Source organism: Mycolicibacterium sp. 624, assembly GCF_040548615.1.
GTDB lineage: Bacteria > Actinomycetota > Actinomycetes > Mycobacteriales > Mycobacteriaceae > Mycobacterium.
In genome coordinates, this window is record NZ_JBEPRZ010000010.1 from 22,860 (window position 1) to 44,408 (window position 21,549).

The following is a 21,549-nucleotide window of genomic DNA, read 5'->3' on the forward strand; positions in this document are numbered from 1 at the left end:
CAGCTTTGTGTCTGCTCGCGAAAACTCAGAAGCCCGAGACGATGACTCCGTTGCAGTCGGCGGCGCCCTGGCGCACCTTCACCGCCTCCTGGTACGCGTCGGAGTAGTACCAGTCCTTGGCCGCGTCGACCGATTCGAACTCCAGCACCACGGTCTGGTGACCATGCCAGTCGCCCTCGATCACCGTCGGCTTGGTGTCCACCGACAGCACGGTGGCGCCGGCCATGGCCTTCATCGCCAGCTTTCCGTAGTCAGCCATACCCGCCGGGTCGTTGATGTGCTCGGTGATGATCACATAGCCCTTTGCCACAGTACGAATCTCCTTGTCGGTGAAGCGGGTTGGATCAGATCTCGTGGATGGCGTGCTCGGGGCAGTTGTCGATGGCCTCGCGGGCCGCGCCCTCGAGTTCGGCGGGTACTTCCTCCGGGTCGGCAACAGCCCACCCGTCGTCGGACAGCTCGAACACCTCGGGGCACAGCGTCAGGCACATGCCGTGGCCCGCGCAGCGGTCTTCATCGACGGCGACCCTCACGAGGCCCCGCTCGGCTCGCGCACGTCGAATTCGAGATGCAGTTCGGTCAGCCCACGCAGGATGAACGTCGGGATGTAGTGGTACTCGCGGTGGCCCGCCGGCCCGTGCTTCTCCTCCGAGATCCTGATGTCGGTGGTGCGGTCGAGCAGTCGCTCAAGGCCGACGCGCGTCTCGGCGCGGGCCAACGGAGCCCCCGGGCAGCTGTGGATACCGCGCCCGAAGGCAAGGTGCTGGCGGGCGTTCTTGCGCGCCGGGTCAAACTCGTCAGGCTCTTCGAAACGGCGCGGATCACGGTTGGCTGCGCCGTTGACCACCATTACCGTTGTGCCTGACTTCAATTCGTGATCGCCGACGGTGACCGGGGTGCGCGACAGTCTGAAGTCACCCTTGACGGGGCTCTCGTGGCGCAGCGCCTCCTCGATGAAGTTGGGCAGCAGGCTGCGGTCCTCGCGGACCCTCCTCTGGATGTCAGGCCGGTCGCCGAGCACCTTGAGCGCTGTGCCGAGCAGCCGGACCGTGGTCTCCTGACCCGCCGAGAAGACATTGGTAGCAACACGTGCGACGTCGCCGGCGCTGGGCGTGGTGCCGTCGGGGAACAGCGCTGTGGCCAGCCCTGTCAGCACGTCCTCGCGGGGATTGACCCGACGGTCCTCGACGTACGCCTCGAACTGGCCGTACAGGAACTCCAGCGGGCTGTGCGACAGCGACTCCTTGCTGGTGCTGCCGACACCGCCACCCGAGTGCTGGGAGATGCCGTCGACGAAGGCGTTGCGGTCCTCCGGTGGAATGCCCAGTAGGTCGGCGATGACCAGCAGTGTGAACGGGCTCGCGAAACCCTTGATGAACTCACCCCGGCCGGGCGCCAGGAACTCGTCGAGCACCCCGTCGGCCAGTTGCCACATCGCGTCCTCGTTCTCCTTGAGGCGCTTGGGGGTGATGAGCCGCATCATCAGGGAGCGATGGTTGGTGTGGACGGGCGGATCCAGTGTGGGCAGCTGGTCGCTGAACGGCAGCTCGTCGCGGTGCTTCTCGATCAGCTCGGCGACGTCGTCACGGCCCTCCAACGGCACCGGGAACCCGGGGAAGGGACCCGTCACCGAGGTGCACGACGAGAAGGTCTCCTCGTCGTTGTAGACCGCGACCGCCTCCTCCCAGCCGGTCACCATGGTCACGCCGTAGTGGTCCTCGCGCTCGACCGGGCACTTGTCGCGCAGCGCATTGAAGAACGGGTACGGGTCGTCGACGAGCCGCGGGTCCCTGAACCAGTCGATACCGGCGGGGTCGATCGTCATGCAACGCTCCGTTCCTCACACATGCCAATGAGAACGTGGCTCTCATTGTTGAGCATTACATTTCCATAGCGCTGCTTCGACGTCAACGAAGGCAGCCGCCTAATCGCCTCGCTCAATGCGCGCGCGGACGCCACAGACTGCTCGACGTGGAGAACGCGATTCTCCAATCGGCGTCAACGCCGACCCCGTAGGACCGCCCCCACCGCGGCGCCCGTCACGCACAGGCCCACCGCCACCGCGAACGAGCCGACAACAAGGTGGCGCGGGAAGCCCGTCGCGACGTATGCCCAGATCTGCAAGCCGCCCGCCACGAGGGCGAGCACGCCGAGAGTCAGTGCCGCGATCCGCAGTGGGCTCACACCGCCGAACGGGCTCCCGGACGCAACACCAGGCTGACCTCACACGCGCCGTTCGTCGGGTCAGGCCGCACGACCGCGACGTAGGGCCTGTCCAGCAGATCGGCGTTGCTGTCGATGACCTCCTGTATCAGACCCTGCTGAATACCGCGCACCACCTCCGGAGCATCGGCGGCGATCTCGGCGAGCGGACAGGTACAGATCTGCACCGTCAGCTCTCCGAACGCGTTCACCACGGATCGAATCTGGAAACCGAGTGCTGTCAGCGCAGCGACGACGAGGTCGGTGATCGACGACTCCCGGCACGTCTCGGTCAGGCGCACCCGGCGGGCCAGGTCCGCACCGATCCGCAATGCGCGGGCCTCACGTTCCTCCGGCGTGCCGCCAAGGTGTGTCGCGAAGAGCGCCACGATGTCGGCATAGTCCAGGCGGGGTGCCAGCTCGTAAGTCAGGCGTGGCCGGCCGACGCGACCCGCCGTCGCGCCACCACGCCGGATGACCCCTTGCGACTCCAACGTGCCCAGATGGAAGCGTGCCGTGGTGACATGGATGTTCAGCGCATCGGCGACGTGGTGAGCGTCGACGGGCTCCTCCGCCGTGCGAAGCACACTCAATACCCGCTGACGCTGGTGTCCCACGGCACGGTCAGAGGAACCGCTGGCGTCGGCGTGTACTTCGGTGGCGGGCAACTGAACTCCCCCGTCCTGCGGCTGTGACAGATACTCCATCGTCGCACGTCGGGTGCGATCGCACCCGCGTGGGCGGTCAGAGCAGGAACGTGACCGTCAGCGATGTCGGTGCGATCGCGCGAACGGCGTGAACGGCGCCGCCGTCCACCGACATCAGCCCCCCGGCCCCTATCCGGGTGATCTCGCCTGCGCACGTGAACTCCACGTCACCGGAGAGAACCTGCACCAGGATCGGGTGCTGACTGGAGTGGTCGGCCAGCAGCGCACCCTCGACGAACGCGAGATTGACCACCTTGACCTCGGGTGAGGAGTACACCATCTTGCTGGCGATCTGACGCTCGGTTGCGTCGGGTGGCGGCAGGTGATCAGCACTGCTCTGGAAGTGCAGCCGACCCGTCATCGCGTCACCGTGTCCCGTCCTGAACCCTCCTGCGGCACCGTGCCGACGAGCGCAACGGCGGTCAACGCCTCCCGATACCGTCCGAACGTGCCACGCATGGCCAGCACCCGCTTGCGGGCCGCGGGCCGCCTGAGCACATTTCCGGCGATGCGCAGGGTACCCAGCAGACCTTCGTCGGCCAGCACGCGCGCGGGCCGCAACAGTGCCATGGGCGCGAGTTGCACCGAGGTGACCTCGAATCCGGCCTCGGTCAGCAGCGCGGTCCACTCCTGGGCTGTCAGCGGGCGCGCATTCACCTTGATCGACCGGGCGAGATCGCGCCTGATGGCGTCCTTGGTGTCTTGCGGCAGCGTGTCGGGGGTCAGGCCGAGTTCGTGGATGGCGTAGCGGCCCCCAGGCCGCAGCACACGGAAGGCCTCCGCGACGATCGCGCGCTTGGCGTTCTCCCCCTGCATGGTGAGCATGGCCTCGCCCACGACGACGTCCGCACTCGCATCGTCCAGTCCGGTCTCGGCGGCGTCGGCGGCGACGGTGCGGCCACCCGTGCGGGCGACCACATCGCGTAGCAGTGGAGAGGACGCAGAGCTGTCGTCCACTCCGACATAGGACTTCGGCCCCAGGGCACTAATGTCGTTGGCCGTCCTGCCGAGCCCCGGACCGAGTTCGACGACATCTGAGCCGGCCACTTTGGCCGCGGACAACAGACGAGCCGTCAGTTCGACCCCGCCAGGCCTCAGCACGCGCTTGCCCAGCCGCGCCAGCAGCCAGTGGCCAGGTACGTCGGCGTCCGATCGACTGCTCAGGGGAATGCTTTCCTGGTCGGTCACGAGGTGACCCCTCTCTTCAGGCGGGCGGCGCACAGGCCTCCCGCGAACATGATGGCGAACACGGCACAGGCATAGGCCAATCCCGCGTCGGGACCCCACGGTGGGGCCAAAATGATGTCCTGTCCCGTGCCGTACACACCGTTCAGGAACGGCATGAAGCGTTGCGTGGAGATGCCGCCGGGGATGTAGCCCACGGCGGTCTCGATGACGTAGACCCACAACAGCACCGCACCCACGGCGGCTGCCGGGCTGCGGGTGATGGCCCCGACACCGATGCCGAACCCGGCGGCGAAGAACGCGAGGATCGGCACGGTCACCAGCAGCCTGCGGCCGACGGGGTCGGCGATGGACACCTCGCCGTAGACCAGCGGCGACACCATCGGCAGGGCAATGAGCACCACTGCCACCATCACCGCCGCGGCGAACGCTGCGAGCAACCCGTAGAAGAGCCACTTACCCGCGTCGGCAGTCCAGGTGCGAGGCAGCGCGGCCTTTACGAAGGCGCCTGCTCCCCACTGAGATTCACTGCTTCGCCCGTACGCCGCAGCGGTCGCCGCCATCACGACGGTGACCGTGACGACCCAGTAGGTGGCATTGGATGTCGCGACCTGCTGGACGTAGGCCTGGCCGGGGATGCGCGCGAAGTACTCGGCGACGATGGCGATCGTGAAGGTGATGACAGCCGGAACGAGGCAGGCCGCCGGGATCAGAATGGTCCACAGCGGACCGCGTCCGCCGGTGCGGATGGACTCGGCGCGCACGCTGCGGAGAACATGCGTCGGCACGGTCATGACGCGACTCCGACGCCGCTGGCGAGTTGCTGCTCGAGGTGTTCGCGCGGATCGGACCCGAAGGGCACGACGTCGGCCAGCGAGCCGTCGACAGCGATCTGGCCGGCGGACATGATGACCACGCGGTCGGCGGTGAGGACCACCTCGGCAAGTAGGTGACTGGCGATGACGACGCTTCGACCGCGAGAGGCCAAGTCGCGCAACAGGTGCCGCAGCCAGACGATGGCCGGCACATCGAGGCCGTTCACGGGCTCGTCGAGTACCAGCACGTCGGGGTCGCCGAGCAATGCGCCTGCGATCGCGAGCCGCTGCCGCGCACCCAGCGACAGCGCGGCGATGCGGTGGTTGCTCAGGGCGGTCATGTTGGCCATCGCGAGAACCGTGTCGACGCGCCCCGCGTCGAGACCGCCAAGGGCGGCCAGCCACCGCAGGTGGCGCACCACAGTGTGGCGGGTGTCCAGCGGACCGGGCCCGAAGTGCGAACCCACCAGGCGATTTGGGTCGCGCACGTCCCGCAGACGCAGGCCGTCGATCGTCACCGTGCCGCGGTCGGGGGTATCCAGCCCCGCGATGAGCCGCAGCAGGGTGGACTTGCCCGCACCGTTGAGTCCCAGCAGTCCCGTGACCGTGCCCGCGGGGATGGACAGGGTCACATCGCCGACGGCGCGGCACCGGCCGAAGCTCTTCGAGACTCCCTCGACGTGGATCACCAGTGGCTCATTCGAAGTTGCACGGGATGGGCAGGCCGAGGGTCTTGATGCCATTGCACAACGACTTGCTCGCGAGTTTCCAGCGCCCGTCGAGGTAGCGCCACTCCGCCTCGATCAGGATCGTCGGCCGACCCGCTCGACTGGCGTTGATGATGGCGGTGTGGCGGCCCTCCTCATGCGTTTCGGGTCCGGTGACCACGCTCGAACCCTTTGGTGGACGGAAGAATCCGATGCGGTAGACCATCTTCGGCACGACCGCCGCACGCGAACCACCCTCCAATTGCGCGGCCTTCACGTGGTCCTGGGCGGGCGAGGCGACCAGCAGGGCGATCTGCGCGCTGAGCTCCTCGAGCGTGGGGACCTCCGAGGTGATGGCGAAGTCCTCGGCATGCGCGGGCGGGTCATCGGCCTGCGCAGGCGACGCCGAGAACACTCCGAACACAACCACAGACGTGAGCACTGCGCCGTTCACGACGCTGAAGAGTCGAGGCACCAGCCAGCCCTTAATTTAGAGGATATTTCTCCGGTAAATATAGATAGGTTAGCCGTGCCTTACAAGACCTACGTCCGGGGCGCCCCGCCCTGGCCATTAGTTAGACGCGAGTCGACTAGTGACAGCCCGACAATCCCCTGTTACTTTGCGTATATGGCTAGGCCCACGAATTCGACCTCGCCTGACCGTGGTCAGCGTAGGGCGACCTTCCAGCGGGCGAACTCACGTGAGACCAAACGGATGCTGGTCCAGGCCGCGATGGCACTGTGGCGCACCAAGGGATATGCCACCACCACCGTCGCCGACATCTGCACCGCGGCGGGAGTCTCCAAGGCGCTGTTCTACTTCTACTTCCCCCGCAAGGAGGACGTGCTCTTCGAGGTGGGCGTCATGTCGACGCAGTCGGCGCACCGCACCATCCACGACATGCTCGACAAGCCCTACGAGATCGCCACCGTCATCGGCGCTGCCATGACGACGTTGGAGAAGTCGATGAGCCGCAACCCCCGTGAGCTGATCATCGAGGCGATCCTCGAGGGCTACCGCGTCGAGCACCGCCTCATCGCCGAGGGCACGCCCTCCGATCTCGAGGACGATATGTTCAGCGAGCTGTTCACAAAGGCCAAGGCCGACGGCAAGCTCCCCGACCACGTCAACGTCGCGCATCTGGCGTACTTGGCCCAGACCTTCGTCAGCGAGGGCGCACGACACTGGGCCGCAGGCACATTCGGAGAGCGCTCATTCGCCGACGTCGTCACCGACGACATCACCACGCTCATCGACGGCTACGCACACCGACGCACCACACCCTGATCCCTGCCAAGGAGGCCGAAATGTGGGACTTCGAGACCGATCCGCAATACCAGGAACTGCTCGACTGGGCGGACGCATTCGTGCGCGACGAGGTCGAGCCGCTCGACCTGATCTGGCCCCATCTGCAGTTCACCCCGCTGACCGAGACGCGACGCAAGGTTGTCGACCCCCTCAAGCAGCAGGTGCGCGAGAAGGGTTTGTGGGCCACGCATCTCGGACCTGACCTTGGCGGGCAGGGTTATGGCCAGCTGAAGCTGGCACTGCTCAACGAGGTCATCGGCCGATCGCAATGGGCACCCATCATCTTTGGCTGCCAGGCCCCCGACACCGGCAACGCCGAGATCATCGCGCACTACGGCACGCCCGAGCAGAAGGAGACCTACCTGCGCCCGCTACTCGACGGCGAACTGTTCTCGAGCTACTCGATGACCGAACCCCAGGGCGGCGCGGACCCAACGCAGTTCACGACCAGCGCCGTGCGCGATGGTGACGACTGGGTCATCAACGGCTGGAAGTACTTCTCCTCCAACGCCAACACCGCCGCGTTCCTGATCGTGATGGTGGTGACCAACCCCGACGTCAGCGCGTATCAGGGCATGTCGATGTTCCTGCTACCCACCGACACCCCGGGGGTGAACATCGTTCGCAACGTCGGGTTGTACGGCGAGCGCGAGAACGAGGGCAGCCACGCGCTCATCCACTACGACAATGTGCGGGTGCCGAACTCAGCCTTGCTCGGCGGCGAGGGCCAGGCGTTCGTCATCGCGCAGACCCGGCTCGGCGGTGGCCGCATCCACCACGCGATGCGCACCATAGGCCTGGCCCAGAAGGCCATCGACATGATGTGCGAGCGCGTGCTGAGCCGCGAGACCGCGGGCAGCCTGCTGTCGGACAAGCAGACCGTGCAGTCCTACATCGCCGACTCCTACGCCCAGCTCAAGCAGTTCCGGCTGATGGTGCTCCACACCGCGTGGGAGATCGACAAGTACAACGACTACAAGAGGGTGCGCAAGGACATCGCGGCGGTCAAGGTCGTCATGCCGACCGTGCTGCATGACATCGCCTGGCGCGCAATGCAAGTCCACGGCGCTCTGGGTGTCACCAACGAGATGCCGTTCCTCGGCATGGTCACCGGCGCGGCCGTGATGGGACTGGCCGACGGACCCACCGAGGTGCACAAGGTCACGGTCGCCAAACAGGTGCTGCGTGGCTACAAGCCCAGCGAGGACATCTGGCCGTCCGAATGGCTGCCCCGCAAGCGGGACGCCGCGCGGGAACGCTTCGCCGAGTACCTCGAACTCGAGGCGGGCAACCAGTGAGCGAACCCGCTATCGACACCACCCGGCTGGCCGCCTGGATGGACGGCACCGATCTACCGGGCAGGGGCGAACCCCTGCGGGCACGCTTCCTGTCCGGTGGCACCCAGAACGTGATCTATGAACTGACGCGCGGCGACGCACGCTGTGTCATCCGCATGCCACCGCCCGATGCACCCTCGGACCGAGACCGGGGCATCCTGCGGGAGTGGCGCATCATCGAGGCACTCGACGGCACGGATGTGCCGCACACCAAGGCCATCGGCGTGTGCGACGACGCGGACGTTCTGGGTCGGCCGTTCTACCTCATGGGCTTCGTCGACGGTTGGTCTCCCATGGATCAGCACGCCGTGTGGCCCGAACCGTTCAACAGTGATCTGAGTACCCGGCCAGGCCTGAGTTATCAACTGGCCGAGGGCATCGCACTGCTGTCGAAGGTCGATTGGAAGGCCAAGGGACTGTCCGACCTCGGGCGACCGGACGGGTTCCACGAACGGCAGGTGGCCCGGTGGACCGGCTTCCTCGATCGGATCAAGGGACGCGATCTGCCCGGGTTGGAGGTCGCCACCGGCTGGCTCAAGGCCCACGGTCCGCTCGATTTCATCCCCGGATTGATGCACGGTGACTACCAGTTCGCAAACGTCATGTACCAGCACGGTGCACCGGCTCGGCTCGCCGCACTGGTGGACTGGGAGATGGGCACCGTCGGCGACCCGAAACTCGACCTCGGGTGGATGGTGCAGTCCTGGCCGTCCAGCGATTCCGACGACGCCGCGATGAGCTATGTCGACATGCGCGGAATGCCCTCCCGCGACCAGGTCGTCGCGCACTATGCCGAGGTGTCCGGCCGCCAGGTGGACGACTTGGACTACTACCTGGTGCTGGCGAAGTGGAAGCTGGCGATCGTGTTGGAGCAGGGCTTTCAGCGTGCCGGTGACGACGAGAAGCTGCTGGCGTTCGGGCCGGTGGTCACCGACCTGATGGCCTCGGCCGCCGAACTCGCCGAGTCCACCGACTACAGAGGTTGACCCGGTGCGTGCTGCGGTGTGCCCGTCCTACGGGCCTCCGGAGGTGGTCCGGATCGAGGAGCGCGCCACGCCGATCCTGGAACCGGGTCAGGCATTGGTGCGCGTCCAGGCGGCAGCGGTCAACTTCCCCGACGTTCTCCTGGTCGCCGACAAGTACCAGATCAGCGTGCCGCCACCGTTCGTGCCCGGTAGCGAGTTCGCCGGGATCATCTCCGAGACATGCGGGGAGACAGACGGTTTCATGGTTGGCGACCGAGTCACCGGCACCGGACTGTTCGGTGCGTTCGCCGAGCAGGTGGCGACGGCCGCCGCAGGCCTGGCGCGAATTCCCGAGGGCGTGGACGCTGGCACGGCGGCCGCGTTCGGGGTGGGCCACCGCACCGCCTATCACTGCCTGCGGTCGGTCGCGCTCATCGGCGCCGGTGACGACATCGTGGTCCTGGGCGCCGGCGGTGGCGTCGGTCTGGCCGCGGTTCAGCTGGGCGTCGCACTCGGCGCCAGGGTCACGGCGGTGGCTTCGACGCCCGAGAAGCTGGCCGTCGCACGCCAACTCGGGGCCGTCAACCTCGTGAACCACCGGCGGGCAGGAGCGCAGCGACCGGGGAGTGAATCCAGCGACGGTGACCTGCGCGACGCGTTGCGCAGCGCGTTACCCGATGGGTGCCACGCCGTGCTCGATCCGGTCGGAGGGGCACTGTCGGAGCCCGCGTTGCGCTCACTGCGTCGCGGCGGCCGATTCGTCACCATCGGCTATGCCTCGGGCGACATTCCCCGGATCCCCTTGAACCTGGTGCTGGTGAAGGGAGTTCACCTCCTGGGCTTCCAGTTCCAGGATGTGCCACCGGCCGAGTTCACTCGCAACGAGACCGAGCTGCGTGACCTGCTGCGGTCGGGTCGCGCGACACCGCACGTCGGCGCGGTCTACCCGCTCGTGGACACCGCGAAGGCGTTACGGCACGTCGCCGACGGACGGGCCGTGGGCAAGGTCCTGATCGACGTCGGCGGCATGGGCTGACGCCGCCAACCGCTCAGCTGGCCGGGACCAGGTCCGCGGCCACCGATGGGACGGTGGTGACACCGCAGCGGAACGACTCGGCCCGCCCGACATCGAACGCCTCCTGATTGTCGGTCGCCGCCAGCGCCTGAGCCTTGAACGCACGGGCTGCCGCGCTCAACTTGTGCTGTACCGAACCCACCGTGGCATCGAGTTCCTCGGGCCAGCTCTCGCCCCACAGCGTCACCTCGGTCATACCGTGTTCCAGCGCACTGAGCACACCCTTGCGGACCCGCGCGTCAGAGGCGAACAGATCGGCGGCCACCGCAACGGTCTGCGGATGCGGACGGTCGGCCCACAGGGTGAGCGCCGACTCCAGGTCCTGGGTCTCCACGCCGAGGATCTCCAGCGCGCGGAGGTCCTCGTTCGAGTCGATCAGGACGGTGACGTCCCAGCCGGCCATCACGCGGTCGACGAGCCAGCCGCCCGCGTACTTGACCACCTCGGGCACGTTGGCCGCGACGACGTCGAGGCGATATCTCACGTCGAGTTCCGGTTGAGATCCGCGCTCTGCTCGCGGGCTGTCTGCGGCGTGAAGTCGCGGTCCAGTGTCTCGGCGTACCCCTTGAACACGTCGTTCAGAGGTATCGAAGGATCGAGAAGCCATGCGGTCTCCATTCCGTTGACGAATGCCAGAATCTCAATGGCCTTGACGGCCGGGTCAAGGTCCGCGCGGTAACGCCCACGGGCCTGACCTGCGCGGATGAGGTCCGCGACGATATCGACGGCCGCCTGCTGACGCTTGAGCAGGCGATCGTGCAGCGGTGCGTCCGGATCGATGTTCTCGATCAGGAGCACGGTGAATGTGCCGAGCAGTTCCGGCGCGCGATTGAAGCGCTCGGCCACCCGGCAGATCTCGGTGATCAGATCCCCGGTGCGGTCGGCGTGGATGTCGTCATCGGTATCGCGGGCGTCGAGCACCGCGTTGAGGAGTTGTTCCTTGGATTCGAAGTGGTGCAGCAGACCCGCCGGGCTGACCCCGGCCTCCTTGGCGATCTGAGCCAGCGACGTGTTGCGCCAGCCGTTGCGAATTACCAGGCGCTCGGCGATCGCCAGGATCCGCTGCTTGCGGTCATCACCCTTCGCGAGCAACGTGGCGTACGGACGAGCGCTTGCGCGAGGATCGGACGGCTCCTGACGAGCGCTTGCGCGAGGATCGGACAGATCCTTCGACTCCACTGCGGACACGGAACCCCTTCGCCAAACCAACCTAGTGAACACACAGTAGGTAGGTTTGGCGCGTGTGACAAGGGTCTCAGCGCATCTATTTCGTGGCGACCGTCACCAGCCCAGCTCACGGGGCGAAACCAGCGCGATTTCGGCGCGGAAACGATCGCTGAGCGAGCGTTTTCGCGCCGAAATCGCGGGAGGGCGGGGCTAGAGGCCGAGCGATTTCGCGATGATCACCTTCATGACCTCGCTGGTGCCGGCGTAGATCCGCGCCACGCGGGCGTCGGTGTACAGCCGGGCGATCGGGTACTCCATCATGTAGCCGTAGCCGCCGAATAGCTGCAGGCAGCGGTCGATGACTCGGGCCTGCATCTCGGTGCAGAACAGCTTGACCCGTGCGGCGTCTGCGCCGGAGAGCTCTCCGTCAACGTGCAGCGTGACGGCGCGGTCCAGCATTGCCTGGGCGGCCTCGACCTCGGTCGAGCAGGCGGCGAGTTCGAACTTGGTGTTCTGGAATGACGCCACGGGCGTGCCGAAGGCCTTGCGGCTCTGCGTGTACTCGATGGCTGCGCCGATCGCCGAGCGCGCCTGGGCCACCGATCCGACGGCCACCGTGAGCCGCTCCTGCGCCAGGTTGTGGCCGAGGTAGCCGAACGCCTCGCCCTCCTCCCCCAGCACGTTTGCCATGGGCACCCGGACGTCGACAAAGGACAGCTCCGCGGTGTCCTGCACCTTGCAGCCCATCTTCTCGAGTTCGCGGCCACGGGTGAAACCGGGCATCCCGTCCTCGACAACGAGCAGAGTCAGACCCTTGCGCCGGTTGTCGGGGTCGCTGGAGGTGCGGGCGACGACGACGACGAGGTCTGCCTGCATGCCGCCGGTGATGAACGTCTTGGCACCGTTGACGACGAAGTGATCACCGTCCCTGACGGCGGTGGTGCGCACACCGGCGAGGTCCGAGCCGGTGCCCGGTTCGGTCATCGCCACCGCGGTGAGCAGCGTGCCGTCGGCCAGCCCGGGGAACCAGCGCTGACGCTGCTCGGCGTTCGCGTAGTGCAGGAAGTACGGCAGGATCACCTCGAGCTGGGTGCGCACCGTCGACAGGGTCACCAGAGCGCGGGCAGCCTCCTCCTGCAGCACCACGTTGTACCGGTAGTCGGGCATGCCACCGCCGCCGTACTCCTCCGGGATCGCCATGCCGAGCATGCCCAGTGCGCCCATCTGCTTGAAGGCCTCACGGGGCATGCGACCGCCCTTCTCCCAGGCCGGGTAGTTCGGGACGATCTCCTTCTCGACGAAGTCCCGGGCCAGCCCGCGGAATGCCTCGTGGTCCTCGGTGAACAGATCTCGGCGCATCACGCGTCCTCTTTCGATTCGGGGTGCGGGTCTACGGAAGCAGTTCCACGACGGTGGCGTTGGCCGTGCCGCCGCCCTCGCACATGGTCTGCAATCCGTAGCGAATTCCGTTGTCCCGCATGTGGTGAAGCATCCGCGTCATCAGGACCGCACCGGATCCGCCGAGCGGGTGACCGAGCGCGATCGCGCCGCCGAGGGGGTTGAGCCTGCTCTCATCGCCACCGGTCTCGGCAAGCCAGGCCAACGGCACCGGCGCGAACGCCTCATTGACCTCGTAGACGCCGATCTCGGACAGGTCCAGGCCCGCCTTGTGCAGCACCTTCTCGGTCGCCGGGATGGGTGCGGTCAGCATCAGCCTCGGGTCCGCGCCGACGACCGCGCCGGCCCGGTAACGCGCCAGCGGGGTGAGCCCCAGCGCCACCGCGTTCTCGGCCGTCATGACCATAAGCGCCGCCGCCCCATCGGAGATCTGCGACGAGTTCCCGGCGTGGATGACCCCGTCGTCGGTGAAGGCGGGTTTGAGGCCGGCGAGCTTCTCGACGGTCGTCCCGCGGCGGATGCCCTCGTCCTTGGTCACCACTCCGTCGTCAGTGAAGACGGGGACGATCTGATCCTTGAACGCACCCGCGTCCTGGGCGGCGGCCGCCCGGGCGTGCGACTGCGCCGAGTACTCGTCGAGGCGGGTGCGCGAGAGGTTCCACTTCTGCGCGATCATCTCCGCGGAGATGCCCTGGTTGAAGGAGAAGTCGTCGTAGCGAGCGAGAACCTTGGGCCCGTAGGGCATTCCGGTGGAGCGTGCGGAGCCCAACGGCACCCGGCTCATGACCTCCACGCCGCCGGCGACCACCACGTCCTGCTGACCGGACATCACGGCATGCACGGCGAAGTCGAGCGCCTGCTGGCTCGATCCACACGCACGGTTCACCGTGGTGCCGGGAATGCGCTCGGGCCATCCCGCGGCCAGCACCGCAAAGCGGCCGATATTGCTCGACTGGTCCCCGACCTGAGACACACACCCCCACACGACGTCGTCGACGATGTCGGGGTCGACGCCGGTGCGCTCGGCGAGTTCGTTGAGCACGATTGCCGAGAGGTCGGCCGCGTGCTGGTTGGACAGGCCGCCGTTGCGCTTGCCCACGGGCGTGCGCACGGCACCGACGATGACGGTCTCCCGCATTACCTCTGCTCCGATCTGTCCGACTCATCCCCCGAGTCGGTCCGTTCCTGCCCCCTGGCCGGCGATACCGCCCACCGGCCAGTGAACTCCACATTCCGTTTCGCTGCGAACGCCGCGTAGGCCTCCGCAGAGTCTGTCGTCGCGAAATTCCCCGGCTGGGCCCGAGCCTCGTTCGCCAGCGCCTCGCGCAGTGTGGCGTTGACACCGTCGTTGAGCAGCGCCTTGCTCTGCGCCAGCGCGAACGTCGGTCCCGCGGCGAGTCGCGCCGCGAGATCGTCGACGAACGCGTCGATCTCGTCGCTCGGCGTCACCCAGGTGACCAGCCCGAGGCGGTGCGCCTCAGAGGCATCGATCATGTCGGCGAGCAACACCAGTCGCTTCGCCTGCTGTAGCCCGACCAGCTTGGGCAGCAGCCACGATCCGCCGAGGTCAACCGACAGACCTCGCTTGGCGAAGATCTGACAGAACCGCGATTCGGGGGTCGCCACCACCAGGTCGCAGCCCAGCGCCAGATTCCAGCCGGCGCCGACGGCGATGCCGGTCACCTTGGCCACGGTGGGGATCGCGAGTTCGTGCAGGGCCAATGCGACGTCGGTCAGCCGGTCCAGCTTGTAGCGCGGATGAATGTCCTCGGGTGTCGAGATGTCGGCACCCGAGCAGAACGCGCCACCCGCCCCGGTGAGCACGAGTGCGCGAATACCGGTCGCCCGCTTGGCGGCGCGCAACGCGTCGGCCAACTCGACCCACAGCGCCGCGTTGAGCGCGTTCTTGCGCTCGGGCCGGTTCAACGTCAGGGTGCGCACACCGTCCCGGTCGTCTGTCAGCAGCGCCGCAGTCTTCTCCGGACGCGAGGGGGAATCGGTCTTCTCCGGACGCGAGGAGGAATCGGTCATGAGTAGACCGGCCCGATCGCACCCTCGGAACGCAGCGCCGCGATCTCGTCGGCGGCGAGGCCGAGTTCGGCCAGCACCGCGTCGGTGTGCTCGCCCAGCCCGGGTACCGCACCCATGGGCGGTTCGTAATCACTGATCACCGGCGGCGGCCGAAGTGCGGAGATCTCACCCTTCGACGTGCCGACCGTGCGCCAGCGATCCCGAGCGGTCAGCTGCGGGTGCACCACGACCTCGCTGGGCAGGTTGTAGCGGGAGTTGCCGATTCCGGCATCGTCGGCGACCTTCTGGATGTGTGCGAGATCGTGCTGGGCACACCATGTTCCGATGGCGTCGTCGAGCACGCCCCGGTGCGCACATCGATCGGAGTTGGTGCTGAATCGGGGGTCCTCGGCCAGGTCGGGCCGCTCGATGATGTCCCTGGCCACCCGCTGCCACTCACGATCGTTGGTGGTGCCGAGCACGACGGTCTGTCCGTCGCGGGTGGGAAAGGCGCCGTATGGCGCGACCGCCGGTGAGCTCACCCCGAGCGGCTGCTGGTTGATTCCAGTGTGCTGGGTGTAGGTCAATGCGTAGCCCATGACATCGGTCATGACGTCGAACAGGCTCAGCTCCACCGCCGGTGCCGTCGCGCCCTCGGGCCGGCCACCGCGCCCGACGAGCAGCGCCAGAATCGAGATTGCGGCATAGAGCCCGGTGGAGAAGTCGGCCATCGCAGGCCCTGGTTTGGCGGGCATGTCGGGATATCCGGTGACGGCACACGATCCCGCCTCGGCCTGAACGAGTAGGTCATATGCACGCTTGTGCGATATCGGGCCGCCAGGTCCGTATCCGTCGATCTCGACCGGGATGACATCGGGATGCCGGACCGCAAGATCGGCAGCCGAAATCCCCAGCCGCGCCGTCGCACCGGGCGCGAGGTTGGACACGAACGCGTCGGCGCGGTCGAGCAGTCGGTGCAGCACATCCATCCCGGCAGCCGATTTCGTGTTGATCGTGACTGACTCCTTGCCACGGTTGCACCACACGAAGTGGGCCGCCAGCCCGCCGGGACCGTTCACCACGTCGTCATAGTCGCGGGCGAAGTCCCCACCTCTTGGGTTCTCCACCTTGATGACGCGGGCCCCGAAGTCGGCGAGCACCCGTGTGCACATCGGCGCGGCCACGGCCTGCTCCATGGCGACGATCGTGATCCCCGCCAGAGGGGCTGTGCTTGATCCCCCGGTCATAGCGCTCCTGCCCGCCGGCATCACATCACCATGCCGCCGTCAACCGGCAGCACCTGACCCGTGATGTAGGAGGCGGCATCCGAGGCGAGGAACACGAACGCTCCCGCCACCTCCGATGGTTCCGCCCAGCGCTTCAACGGGATTCGCGTCATCATGTTCGCCGCGAACTTCTCGTTGGTGCGGATGGTCTCGGTCATCGGCGTGGCTGCCAGCGGCGCAAGGGCATTCACCAGAATGTTCTTGGCGGCGAGTTCACGGGCCAGCGATTTCGTGAAGCCGATGAGACCCGCCTTGGCGGCCGAGTAGTTGACCTGCCCCAGGGTTCCGGTGATCCCGGCCGAGGACGTCACATTGATGACGCGGCCCGTGCCGTCGGTGGGAATGTAGGGCAGCGCGGCCTGGGTGCAGTGGAAGGTGCCCATCACGTGCACGTCGAACGTCAGCCGAAACGTCTCGTCGGTCAGCTTGGGGAACATCGCAGGCTTCGTCACCCCGGCGTTGTTGACCAGGATGTGCAGAGCTCCTCCAGCCAGTCCCGCCGCCTGCGCCGCCGCGGCGTCGGCCGCGGCGCGGTCACCGACATCCAGCGCGCAGGACTCGGCCTTGCCTCCCTCGGCGCGGATACCCTCGGCAACCGAGGCCGCTGCGTCACCGTTGATATCGGTGACCAGGACGGCCGCACCGGCCTGGGCGAGAGCAGTGGCGACAGCCGCACCGATTCCCCCATTCGCGCCCGCGCCGGTGACCATCGCCGAACGGCCGGTCAGGTCGAAGTATCCACTCATCGGTAGCGCTCCATCTCAGTAACTACGGGGAAGGCCCAGCACGTGTGAGCCGAGGAAGTTGAGGATCATCTCCTGGCTCACCGGCGCGATCTTCATCAAGCGTGACTCGCGGAAGAACCGGGAGATGTTGTACTCCTCCGAATATCCCATCCCGCCATGTGTCTGCAGCGCGCGGTCGGCGGCGTCGAATCCAGCATCCGCGCACAGGTACTTGGCCATGTTGGCCTCGCGGCCGCAGGACTTGCCGTTGTCGTAGAGCCAGGTGGCCTTCCGCAGGATCAGCTCTGCGGCATCGAGGCGGGCCAGCGAGTCGGCCAGCGGAAACTGGATTCCCTGGTTCATGCCGATCGGCCGGTCGAACACGACACGTTCGTTGGCGTACTTCACCGCCCGGTCCAGCGAGACCCGGCCGATGCCGAGCGCCTCGGCGGCGATCAACATTCGTTCCGGGTTGAGCCCGTGCAGAATGTAGCTGAAACCCTTGCCCTCCTCGCCGATCCGGTCCTCGACTGGGATCCGGAGGTCGTCGATGAACAACTCATTGGACGAGACGGCGTTGCGGCCCATCTTCTTGATCGGCCTGATGTCGACGTGGTCGCGATTGAGATCGGTCAGAAACAGCGACAGGCCATCGGTCTTCTTCGTCACCTCGTCATACGGCGTTGTGCGGGTCAACAGCAGGATCTTCTCGGACTCGAGCGCCTTGGAGATCCATACCTTGCGACCGTTGACAGTGTAGTAATCGGCGGAATGGCCGCTACTACGCTTGGCGAAGGTGGAGATGCGCGAAGTATCCAGTCCCGCACCGGGTTCGGTGACACCGAAGCACACGTGCAGGTCGCCGTTGACGATTCGAGGAAGGGTGGCCGCCTTCATCTCGTCGGACCCGAACACGACGACCGGCTGCATACCGAAGATGGACATGTGAATCGCGCTGGCCGCATTCATCCCGCCGCCCGACCGTGCCACCTCCTCGGCCAGGATCGTCGCCTCGGTGATGCCGAGACCGTGTCCGCCGTACTCCTCGGGAATGGTCATCCCGAGCCAGCCCCCAGATGCGATGGCGTCGTAGAACTCCCGAGGAAACTCGTGGTTCTGGTCCTTGTCCATCCAGTAGTGGTCGTCGAACTTCGCCGACAGTTCCGCCACGGATCTTCGGATCAGTTCCTGATCCTCGGTCAGCTCGAAGTTCATCCCGCCGGACACGGCGCCCTCCTCAACTCGAAAAACATCGATAAGCTATGTATAGCAGCGGTCGCGTGGGCCAGTCGATGCGGACGCCATAACCGAGGTCCGCACCGACTTGCCCGCGATGGAGATCAGTCCTTGTTGCCCGTCAGCTCTTTCGCATTGGCGGCGAAGGCCGCGAAGCTGGCGGTGCCGTGGTCGTGTTTGGAGAGCGCCTGGATCGAGACATCGTGCCCCTCTGCGGATTTGCGCAGGGCGCCGACGGTGGCCTGGTCCTTGGGAATGTGGGCGAAGGGGTCCCAGTGATACCAGCGCATGGCGTTCTCATAGGTCATCTTGTTGATGTCGGCATCGGACACGTCGTTGGCCTTGAGCACGTCGTCTAGCTGCTCGGGCGCGCCGGGCCACATCGAGTCACTGTGCGGGTAGTCGGCCTCCCAGCAGATGTTGTCCACACCGATCTGATCGCGCAGCGTCACCCCGACCGGGTCGGCGATGAAGCAGGTCAGGAAGTGCTCACGGAACACCTCCGAGGGCAGCTTCCCGCCGAAGTCCTGATGGGTCCAGGTCGAGTGCATCTCGTAGGTGCGGTCGACTCGCTCCAGGAAGTAGGGGATCCACCCGGTGCCGCCCTCGCTCAACGCGATCTTGAGCGTCGGGTACTTCTTGATGGGCGCCGACCACAGCAGATCGGCCGCGGCCTGCACGATGTTCATCGGCTGCAACGTGATCATCACGTCCATCGGCGCATCGGGCGCGGTGATCGCCAACCGGCCCGAGGACCCGATGTGCACGTTGAGAACGGTCTCGGTGTCCACCAGCGCCTCCCAGAGCGGCGTCCAGTAGTCATCGTGGAACGACGGATATCCCATCGCCGCCGGATTCTCGGTGAACGTCAACGAGTGCACCCCGCGCTTGGCGTTGCGGCGCACCTCATCGGCACACAACTGGGCATCCCAGATGACCGGCAACGTCATCGGGATGAAGCGCGCGGGATAGGCACCGCACCACTCCTCGACGTGCCAGTCGTTGTAGGCCTGCACCAACGCCAGCGAGAAGTCCGAGTCCTCCGTAGCGAACAACCGACCCGCGAACCCCGGAAACGATGGGAAGCACATCGATCCCAGGATGCCGCCGGCGTTCATGTCCTTGACCCGCTCGTCGACCTGATAACAGCCCGGCCGGATCTCATCCAGACCCTGCGGCTCCAGGCCGTACTCCTCCTTGGGGCGACCGGCCACCGCGTTGAGGGCCACGTTCGGGATCACGATGTCGCGGAACTGCCAGGTGTCCGAACCATCGGCGTTGTGCACCAAACGCGGCGCCTCATCGCGGTACTTCGCCGGCAGATGGTTCTTGAACATGTCCGGCGGTTCCACGATGTGGTCATCCACACTGATCAAGATCATGTCGTCTTTGTTCACGACCGCTCCCTCCACATTGGCCCAGGGGCTTGTCCTCGAGGCATGTTCGCTTTCTAGGAAAACTAGCTTCTCACGATACGAGAATCAACATCTGATAACGCCTGTCAGCCTGCTGACCCCGCAGTTTCACCTCCACGAAGGCGCCCACGGGCAGCCACAACACGGCCCTCCCATTGACCATCTCGCCGAAGAGTGGAAATCTATTGATCAAATATGAGAACCTGATTCTCGTACCCGAGAGGAAGTGGGATGTCCGCACGCGTGGCCCGTCACGGACCTCGTACCCACAAGCCAGCACCGCCCGCCGGCCATCCACGAACCGAACATGACACCGAACACCAGGAGAGGCAGTAGAAGTGGCACACTTCCCGAAACCCGCTGAGGGCAGCTGGACCGAGCATTGGCCCGAACTCGGCACCGCTCCGATCGACTACACCGACTCCATTGACCCCGAGCACTGGAAGCTCGAGCAGCAAGCCATCTTCCGCAAGACCTGGCTGCATGTCGGCCGCGTCGAGCGGCTGCCCAAGGCCGGCAGCTACTTCACCCGCGAGATGCCGTCGGTGGGCACGGGCACCTCGATCATCATCAACAAGGACAAGGAAGGCGCCATCCGCGCCTTTTACAACCTGTGCCGGCACCGCGGTAACAAGCTGGTCTGGAACGACTACCCGGGCGAGGAGGTCTCGGGCAGCTGCCGCCAGTTCACCTGCAAGTACCACGCCTGGCGCTACGCCCAGAACGGTGATCTGACGTTCATCCAGCAGGAGCAGGAGTTCTTCGACGTCGACAAGGCCGACTACCCGCTCAAGCCAGTCCGCTGCGAGGTGTGGGAGGGCTTCATCTTCGTCAACTTCGACGATGACGCCCAGCCGCTGGTCGACTCGATGGGTGACTTCGGCAAGGGCCTGGAGGGCTACCCGTTCCATGAGATGACCGAGGTCTACAGCTACAAGGCGGAGATCAAGGCGAACTGGAAGCTGTTCATCGACGCGTTCATTGAGTTCTACCACGCGCCGATCCTGCACATGAAGCAGGCGACCAAGGAGGAGGCCGAGAAGCTCGCCAAGGTCGGCTTCGAGGCGCTGCACTACGACATCAAGGGCGATCACTCGATGATCTCGTCCTGGGGTGGCATGTCACCGCCCAAGGACCTCAACATGGTCAAGCCCATCGAGCGGATCCTGCACAGTGGCCTGTTCGGCCCGTGGGACCGCCCCGACATCAAGGGCATCCTGCCCGACGAGTTGCCGCCGGCCGTGAACCCGGCCCGCCAGCCCACCTGGGGCCAGGACAGCTTCGAGTTCTTCCCCAACTGGACTCTGCTGCTGTGGGTTCCGGGCTGGTACCTGACCTACAACTACTGGCCGACGGGCGTGGACAGTCACATCTTCGAGGCCAACCTCTACTTCGTGCCACCGAAGAACACCCGGCAGCGACTGAGCCAGGAACTGGCCGCGGTGACCTTCAAGGAGTACGCACTGCAGGACGCCAACACGCTGGAGGCCACCCAGACCCAGATCGGCACCCGGGCGGTCACCGAGTTCCCCCTGTGCGACCAGGAGGTCCTGCTGCGCCACCTGCATCACACCGCGCACAAGTACGTGGATGAGTACAAAGCGGCCCAAGCCGAGAAGGCCGCCACCAATGGGAGGGCGAAGACCGCTCAGAATGAGAAGGACGGGGCACATGTCTGAAACCAAGAGGCTGCCAGCTGAATTCGCCGACCTGGAGCGCTTCAGCGACTGGATCCTGCCGACCGAACCGGAGCGCTACGCCAAGCGGCTGGCATCGAGCATGGACGAGATGCAGGATCTCTACGACGTCGGCATGGCCCGGCTCGAGGAGGTCATGGTGTACCTGGATGCCCGCTTCCCGCTGCATGACATGCCCGCGGATGCCAAGAACCTGATGCACCTGATGCAGTCGGTGGTGATGGTCAGCTTCCCGGTGGAGGCCTGGAAGCAACCGCGTGTGCTCGACAGCGGTGCGGCATGGGTCAGCATCACCAGGGAGCCGGTGGTCTGA

At 66.1% G+C, this 21,549-nt stretch carries 25 protein-coding genes; 6 read left to right on the plus strand and 19 right to left on the minus strand.

Annotated features, from left to right (window positions below):
- Positions 1 to 25: 25 nt before the first annotated feature.
- The 10 genes from ABIA65_RS30375 to ABIA65_RS30420 form a co-directional block, all read right to left on the minus strand.
- On the minus strand, positions 26 to 310 hold the full coding sequence (locus ABIA65_RS30375; RefSeq protein ID WP_241404210.1) for a DUF1330 domain-containing protein: 285 nt from the start codon (positions 308 to 310) through the stop codon (positions 26 to 28).
- A 34-nt stretch (positions 311 to 344) separates the two neighbouring features.
- Positions 345 to 533, minus strand: a complete 189-nt coding sequence (locus ABIA65_RS30380; RefSeq protein WP_241404209.1) for a ferredoxin — start codon at positions 531 to 533, stop codon at positions 345 to 347.
- Positions 530 to 1,825, minus strand: coding sequence for a cytochrome P450 (locus ABIA65_RS30385; RefSeq protein ID WP_354525882.1), 1,296 nt, complete (start codon positions 1,823 to 1,825; stop codon positions 530 to 532). Before ABIA65_RS30385 ends, ABIA65_RS30380 begins: the two co-directional genes overlap by 4 nt.
- Positions 1,826 to 1,998: 173 nt before the next feature.
- Complete coding sequence (locus ABIA65_RS30390) at positions 1,999 to 2,184, minus strand: hypothetical protein (protein ID WP_354525883.1); 186 nt, start codon at positions 2,182 to 2,184, stop codon at positions 1,999 to 2,001.
- Complete coding sequence (locus ABIA65_RS30395; protein WP_354525884.1) at positions 2,181 to 2,909, minus strand: helix-turn-helix transcriptional regulator; 729 nt, start codon at positions 2,907 to 2,909, stop codon at positions 2,181 to 2,183. Before ABIA65_RS30395 ends, ABIA65_RS30390 begins: the two co-directional genes overlap by 4 nt.
- Positions 2,910 to 2,946: 37 nt before the next feature.
- Positions 2,947 to 3,270: a cupin domain-containing protein gene (locus ABIA65_RS30400; RefSeq protein ID WP_354525885.1), complete on the minus strand. Its 324-nt coding sequence runs from the start codon at positions 3,268 to 3,270 to the stop codon at positions 2,947 to 2,949.
- Positions 3,267 to 4,097: a class I SAM-dependent methyltransferase gene (locus ABIA65_RS30405; RefSeq protein WP_241404204.1), complete on the minus strand. Its 831-nt coding sequence runs from the start codon at positions 4,095 to 4,097 to the stop codon at positions 3,267 to 3,269. Before ABIA65_RS30405 ends, ABIA65_RS30400 begins: the two co-directional genes overlap by 4 nt.
- Positions 4,094 to 4,888: an ABC transporter permease gene (locus ABIA65_RS30410; RefSeq protein ID WP_354525886.1), complete on the minus strand. Its 795-nt coding sequence runs from the start codon at positions 4,886 to 4,888 to the stop codon at positions 4,094 to 4,096. Before ABIA65_RS30410 ends, ABIA65_RS30405 begins: the two co-directional genes overlap by 4 nt.
- The gene (locus ABIA65_RS30415; protein ID WP_354525887.1) at positions 4,885 to 5,598 is read right to left on the minus strand and encodes an ABC transporter ATP-binding protein; all 714 of its coding nucleotides are present in this window, start codon (positions 5,596 to 5,598) and stop codon (positions 4,885 to 4,887) included. Before ABIA65_RS30415 ends, ABIA65_RS30410 begins: the two co-directional genes overlap by 4 nt.
- A gap of 7 nt (positions 5,599 to 5,605) precedes the next feature.
- Positions 5,606 to 6,040, minus strand: a complete 435-nt coding sequence (locus ABIA65_RS30420) for an MTB12 C-terminal domain-containing protein (RefSeq protein WP_354526017.1) — start codon at positions 6,038 to 6,040, stop codon at positions 5,606 to 5,608.
- 204 nt (positions 6,041 to 6,244) lie between these two features.
- On the opposite strand from ABIA65_RS30420, the gene ABIA65_RS30425 reads away from it, so the two are divergent.
- The 4 genes from ABIA65_RS30425 to ABIA65_RS30440 are packed head-to-tail and all read left to right on the plus strand — an operon-like array spanning position 6,245 to position 10,263.
- Positions 6,245 to 6,904 carry a TetR/AcrR family transcriptional regulator gene (locus ABIA65_RS30425; RefSeq protein WP_354525888.1) on the plus strand — a complete coding sequence of 220 codons (660 nt, stop codon included), beginning with the start codon at positions 6,245 to 6,247 and terminating at the stop codon, positions 6,902 to 6,904.
- Positions 6,905 to 6,924: 20 nt separating this feature from the next.
- The gene (locus tag ABIA65_RS30430) at positions 6,925 to 8,223 is read left to right on the plus strand and encodes an acyl-CoA dehydrogenase family protein (protein WP_354525889.1); all 1,299 of its coding nucleotides are present in this window, start codon (positions 6,925 to 6,927) and stop codon (positions 8,221 to 8,223) included.
- Positions 8,224 to 8,261: 38 nt separating this feature from the next.
- Positions 8,262 to 9,248: a phosphotransferase family protein gene (locus ABIA65_RS30435; protein WP_371747088.1), complete on the plus strand. Its 987-nt coding sequence runs from the start codon at positions 8,262 to 8,264 to the stop codon at positions 9,246 to 9,248.
- A 4-nt stretch (positions 9,249 to 9,252) separates the two neighbouring features.
- A complete protein-coding gene (locus tag ABIA65_RS30440) occupies positions 9,253 to 10,263 on the plus strand; it encodes an NADPH:quinone oxidoreductase family protein (RefSeq protein WP_354525890.1) in 1,011 nt (336 codons plus the stop codon).
- Between the two features lie 13 nt (positions 10,264 to 10,276).
- Here ABIA65_RS30440 and ABIA65_RS30445 read toward each other — a convergent pair whose 3' ends face one another.
- From ABIA65_RS30445 to ABIA65_RS30485, 9 genes are all read right to left on the minus strand, one after another.
- Positions 10,277 to 10,786, minus strand: a complete 510-nt coding sequence (locus ABIA65_RS30445) for a hypothetical protein (protein WP_241404197.1) — start codon at positions 10,784 to 10,786, stop codon at positions 10,277 to 10,279.
- Positions 10,783 to 11,466 carry a TetR/AcrR family transcriptional regulator gene (locus ABIA65_RS30450; protein ID WP_354526018.1) on the minus strand — a complete coding sequence of 228 codons (684 nt, stop codon included), beginning with the start codon at positions 11,464 to 11,466 and terminating at the stop codon, positions 10,783 to 10,785. The genes ABIA65_RS30445 and ABIA65_RS30450 overlap by 4 nt, the downstream gene beginning before the upstream one ends.
- Positions 11,467 to 11,679: 213 nt before the next feature.
- Positions 11,680 to 12,828: an acyl-CoA dehydrogenase family protein gene (locus ABIA65_RS30455; RefSeq protein ID WP_241404196.1), complete on the minus strand. Its 1,149-nt coding sequence runs from the start codon at positions 12,826 to 12,828 to the stop codon at positions 11,680 to 11,682.
- 31 nt (positions 12,829 to 12,859) lie between these two features.
- On the minus strand, positions 12,860 to 14,005 hold the full coding sequence (locus tag ABIA65_RS30460; RefSeq protein WP_354525891.1) for a thiolase family protein: 1,146 nt from the start codon (positions 14,003 to 14,005) through the stop codon (positions 12,860 to 12,862).
- Complete coding sequence (locus tag ABIA65_RS30465; protein WP_354525892.1) at positions 14,005 to 14,898, minus strand: enoyl-CoA hydratase/isomerase family protein; 894 nt, start codon at positions 14,896 to 14,898, stop codon at positions 14,005 to 14,007. Before ABIA65_RS30465 ends, ABIA65_RS30460 begins: the two co-directional genes overlap by 1 nt.
- Entirely contained in the window at positions 14,895 to 16,124 is a 1,230-nt protein-coding gene (locus tag ABIA65_RS30470; protein ID WP_354525893.1) for a CaiB/BaiF CoA transferase family protein, read from the minus strand. The genes ABIA65_RS30465 and ABIA65_RS30470 overlap by 4 nt, the downstream gene beginning before the upstream one ends.
- Before the next feature lie 20 nt (positions 16,125 to 16,144).
- On the minus strand, positions 16,145 to 16,909 hold the full coding sequence (locus tag ABIA65_RS30475; protein ID WP_354525894.1) for an SDR family NAD(P)-dependent oxidoreductase: 765 nt from the start codon (positions 16,907 to 16,909) through the stop codon (positions 16,145 to 16,147).
- Between the two features lie 15 nt (positions 16,910 to 16,924).
- A complete protein-coding gene (locus tag ABIA65_RS30480) occupies positions 16,925 to 18,103 on the minus strand; it encodes an acyl-CoA dehydrogenase family protein (protein ID WP_241405560.1) in 1,179 nt (392 codons plus the stop codon).
- 125 nt (positions 18,104 to 18,228) lie between these two features.
- Positions 18,229 to 19,521: an amidohydrolase family protein gene (locus tag ABIA65_RS30485; protein WP_354525895.1), complete on the minus strand. Its 1,293-nt coding sequence runs from the start codon at positions 19,519 to 19,521 to the stop codon at positions 18,229 to 18,231.
- A 356-nt stretch (positions 19,522 to 19,877) separates the two neighbouring features.
- On the opposite strand from ABIA65_RS30485, the gene ABIA65_RS30490 reads away from it, so the two are divergent.
- Entirely contained in the window at positions 19,878 to 21,218 is a 1,341-nt protein-coding gene (locus tag ABIA65_RS30490; RefSeq protein ID WP_354525896.1) for an aromatic ring-hydroxylating oxygenase subunit alpha, read from the plus strand.
- Positions 21,211 to 21,549 (plus strand): hypothetical protein, encoded by a 339-nt coding sequence (locus tag ABIA65_RS30495; RefSeq protein ID WP_241404189.1) that lies wholly within the window; start codon positions 21,211 to 21,213, stop codon positions 21,547 to 21,549. The genes ABIA65_RS30490 and ABIA65_RS30495 overlap by 8 nt, the downstream gene beginning before the upstream one ends.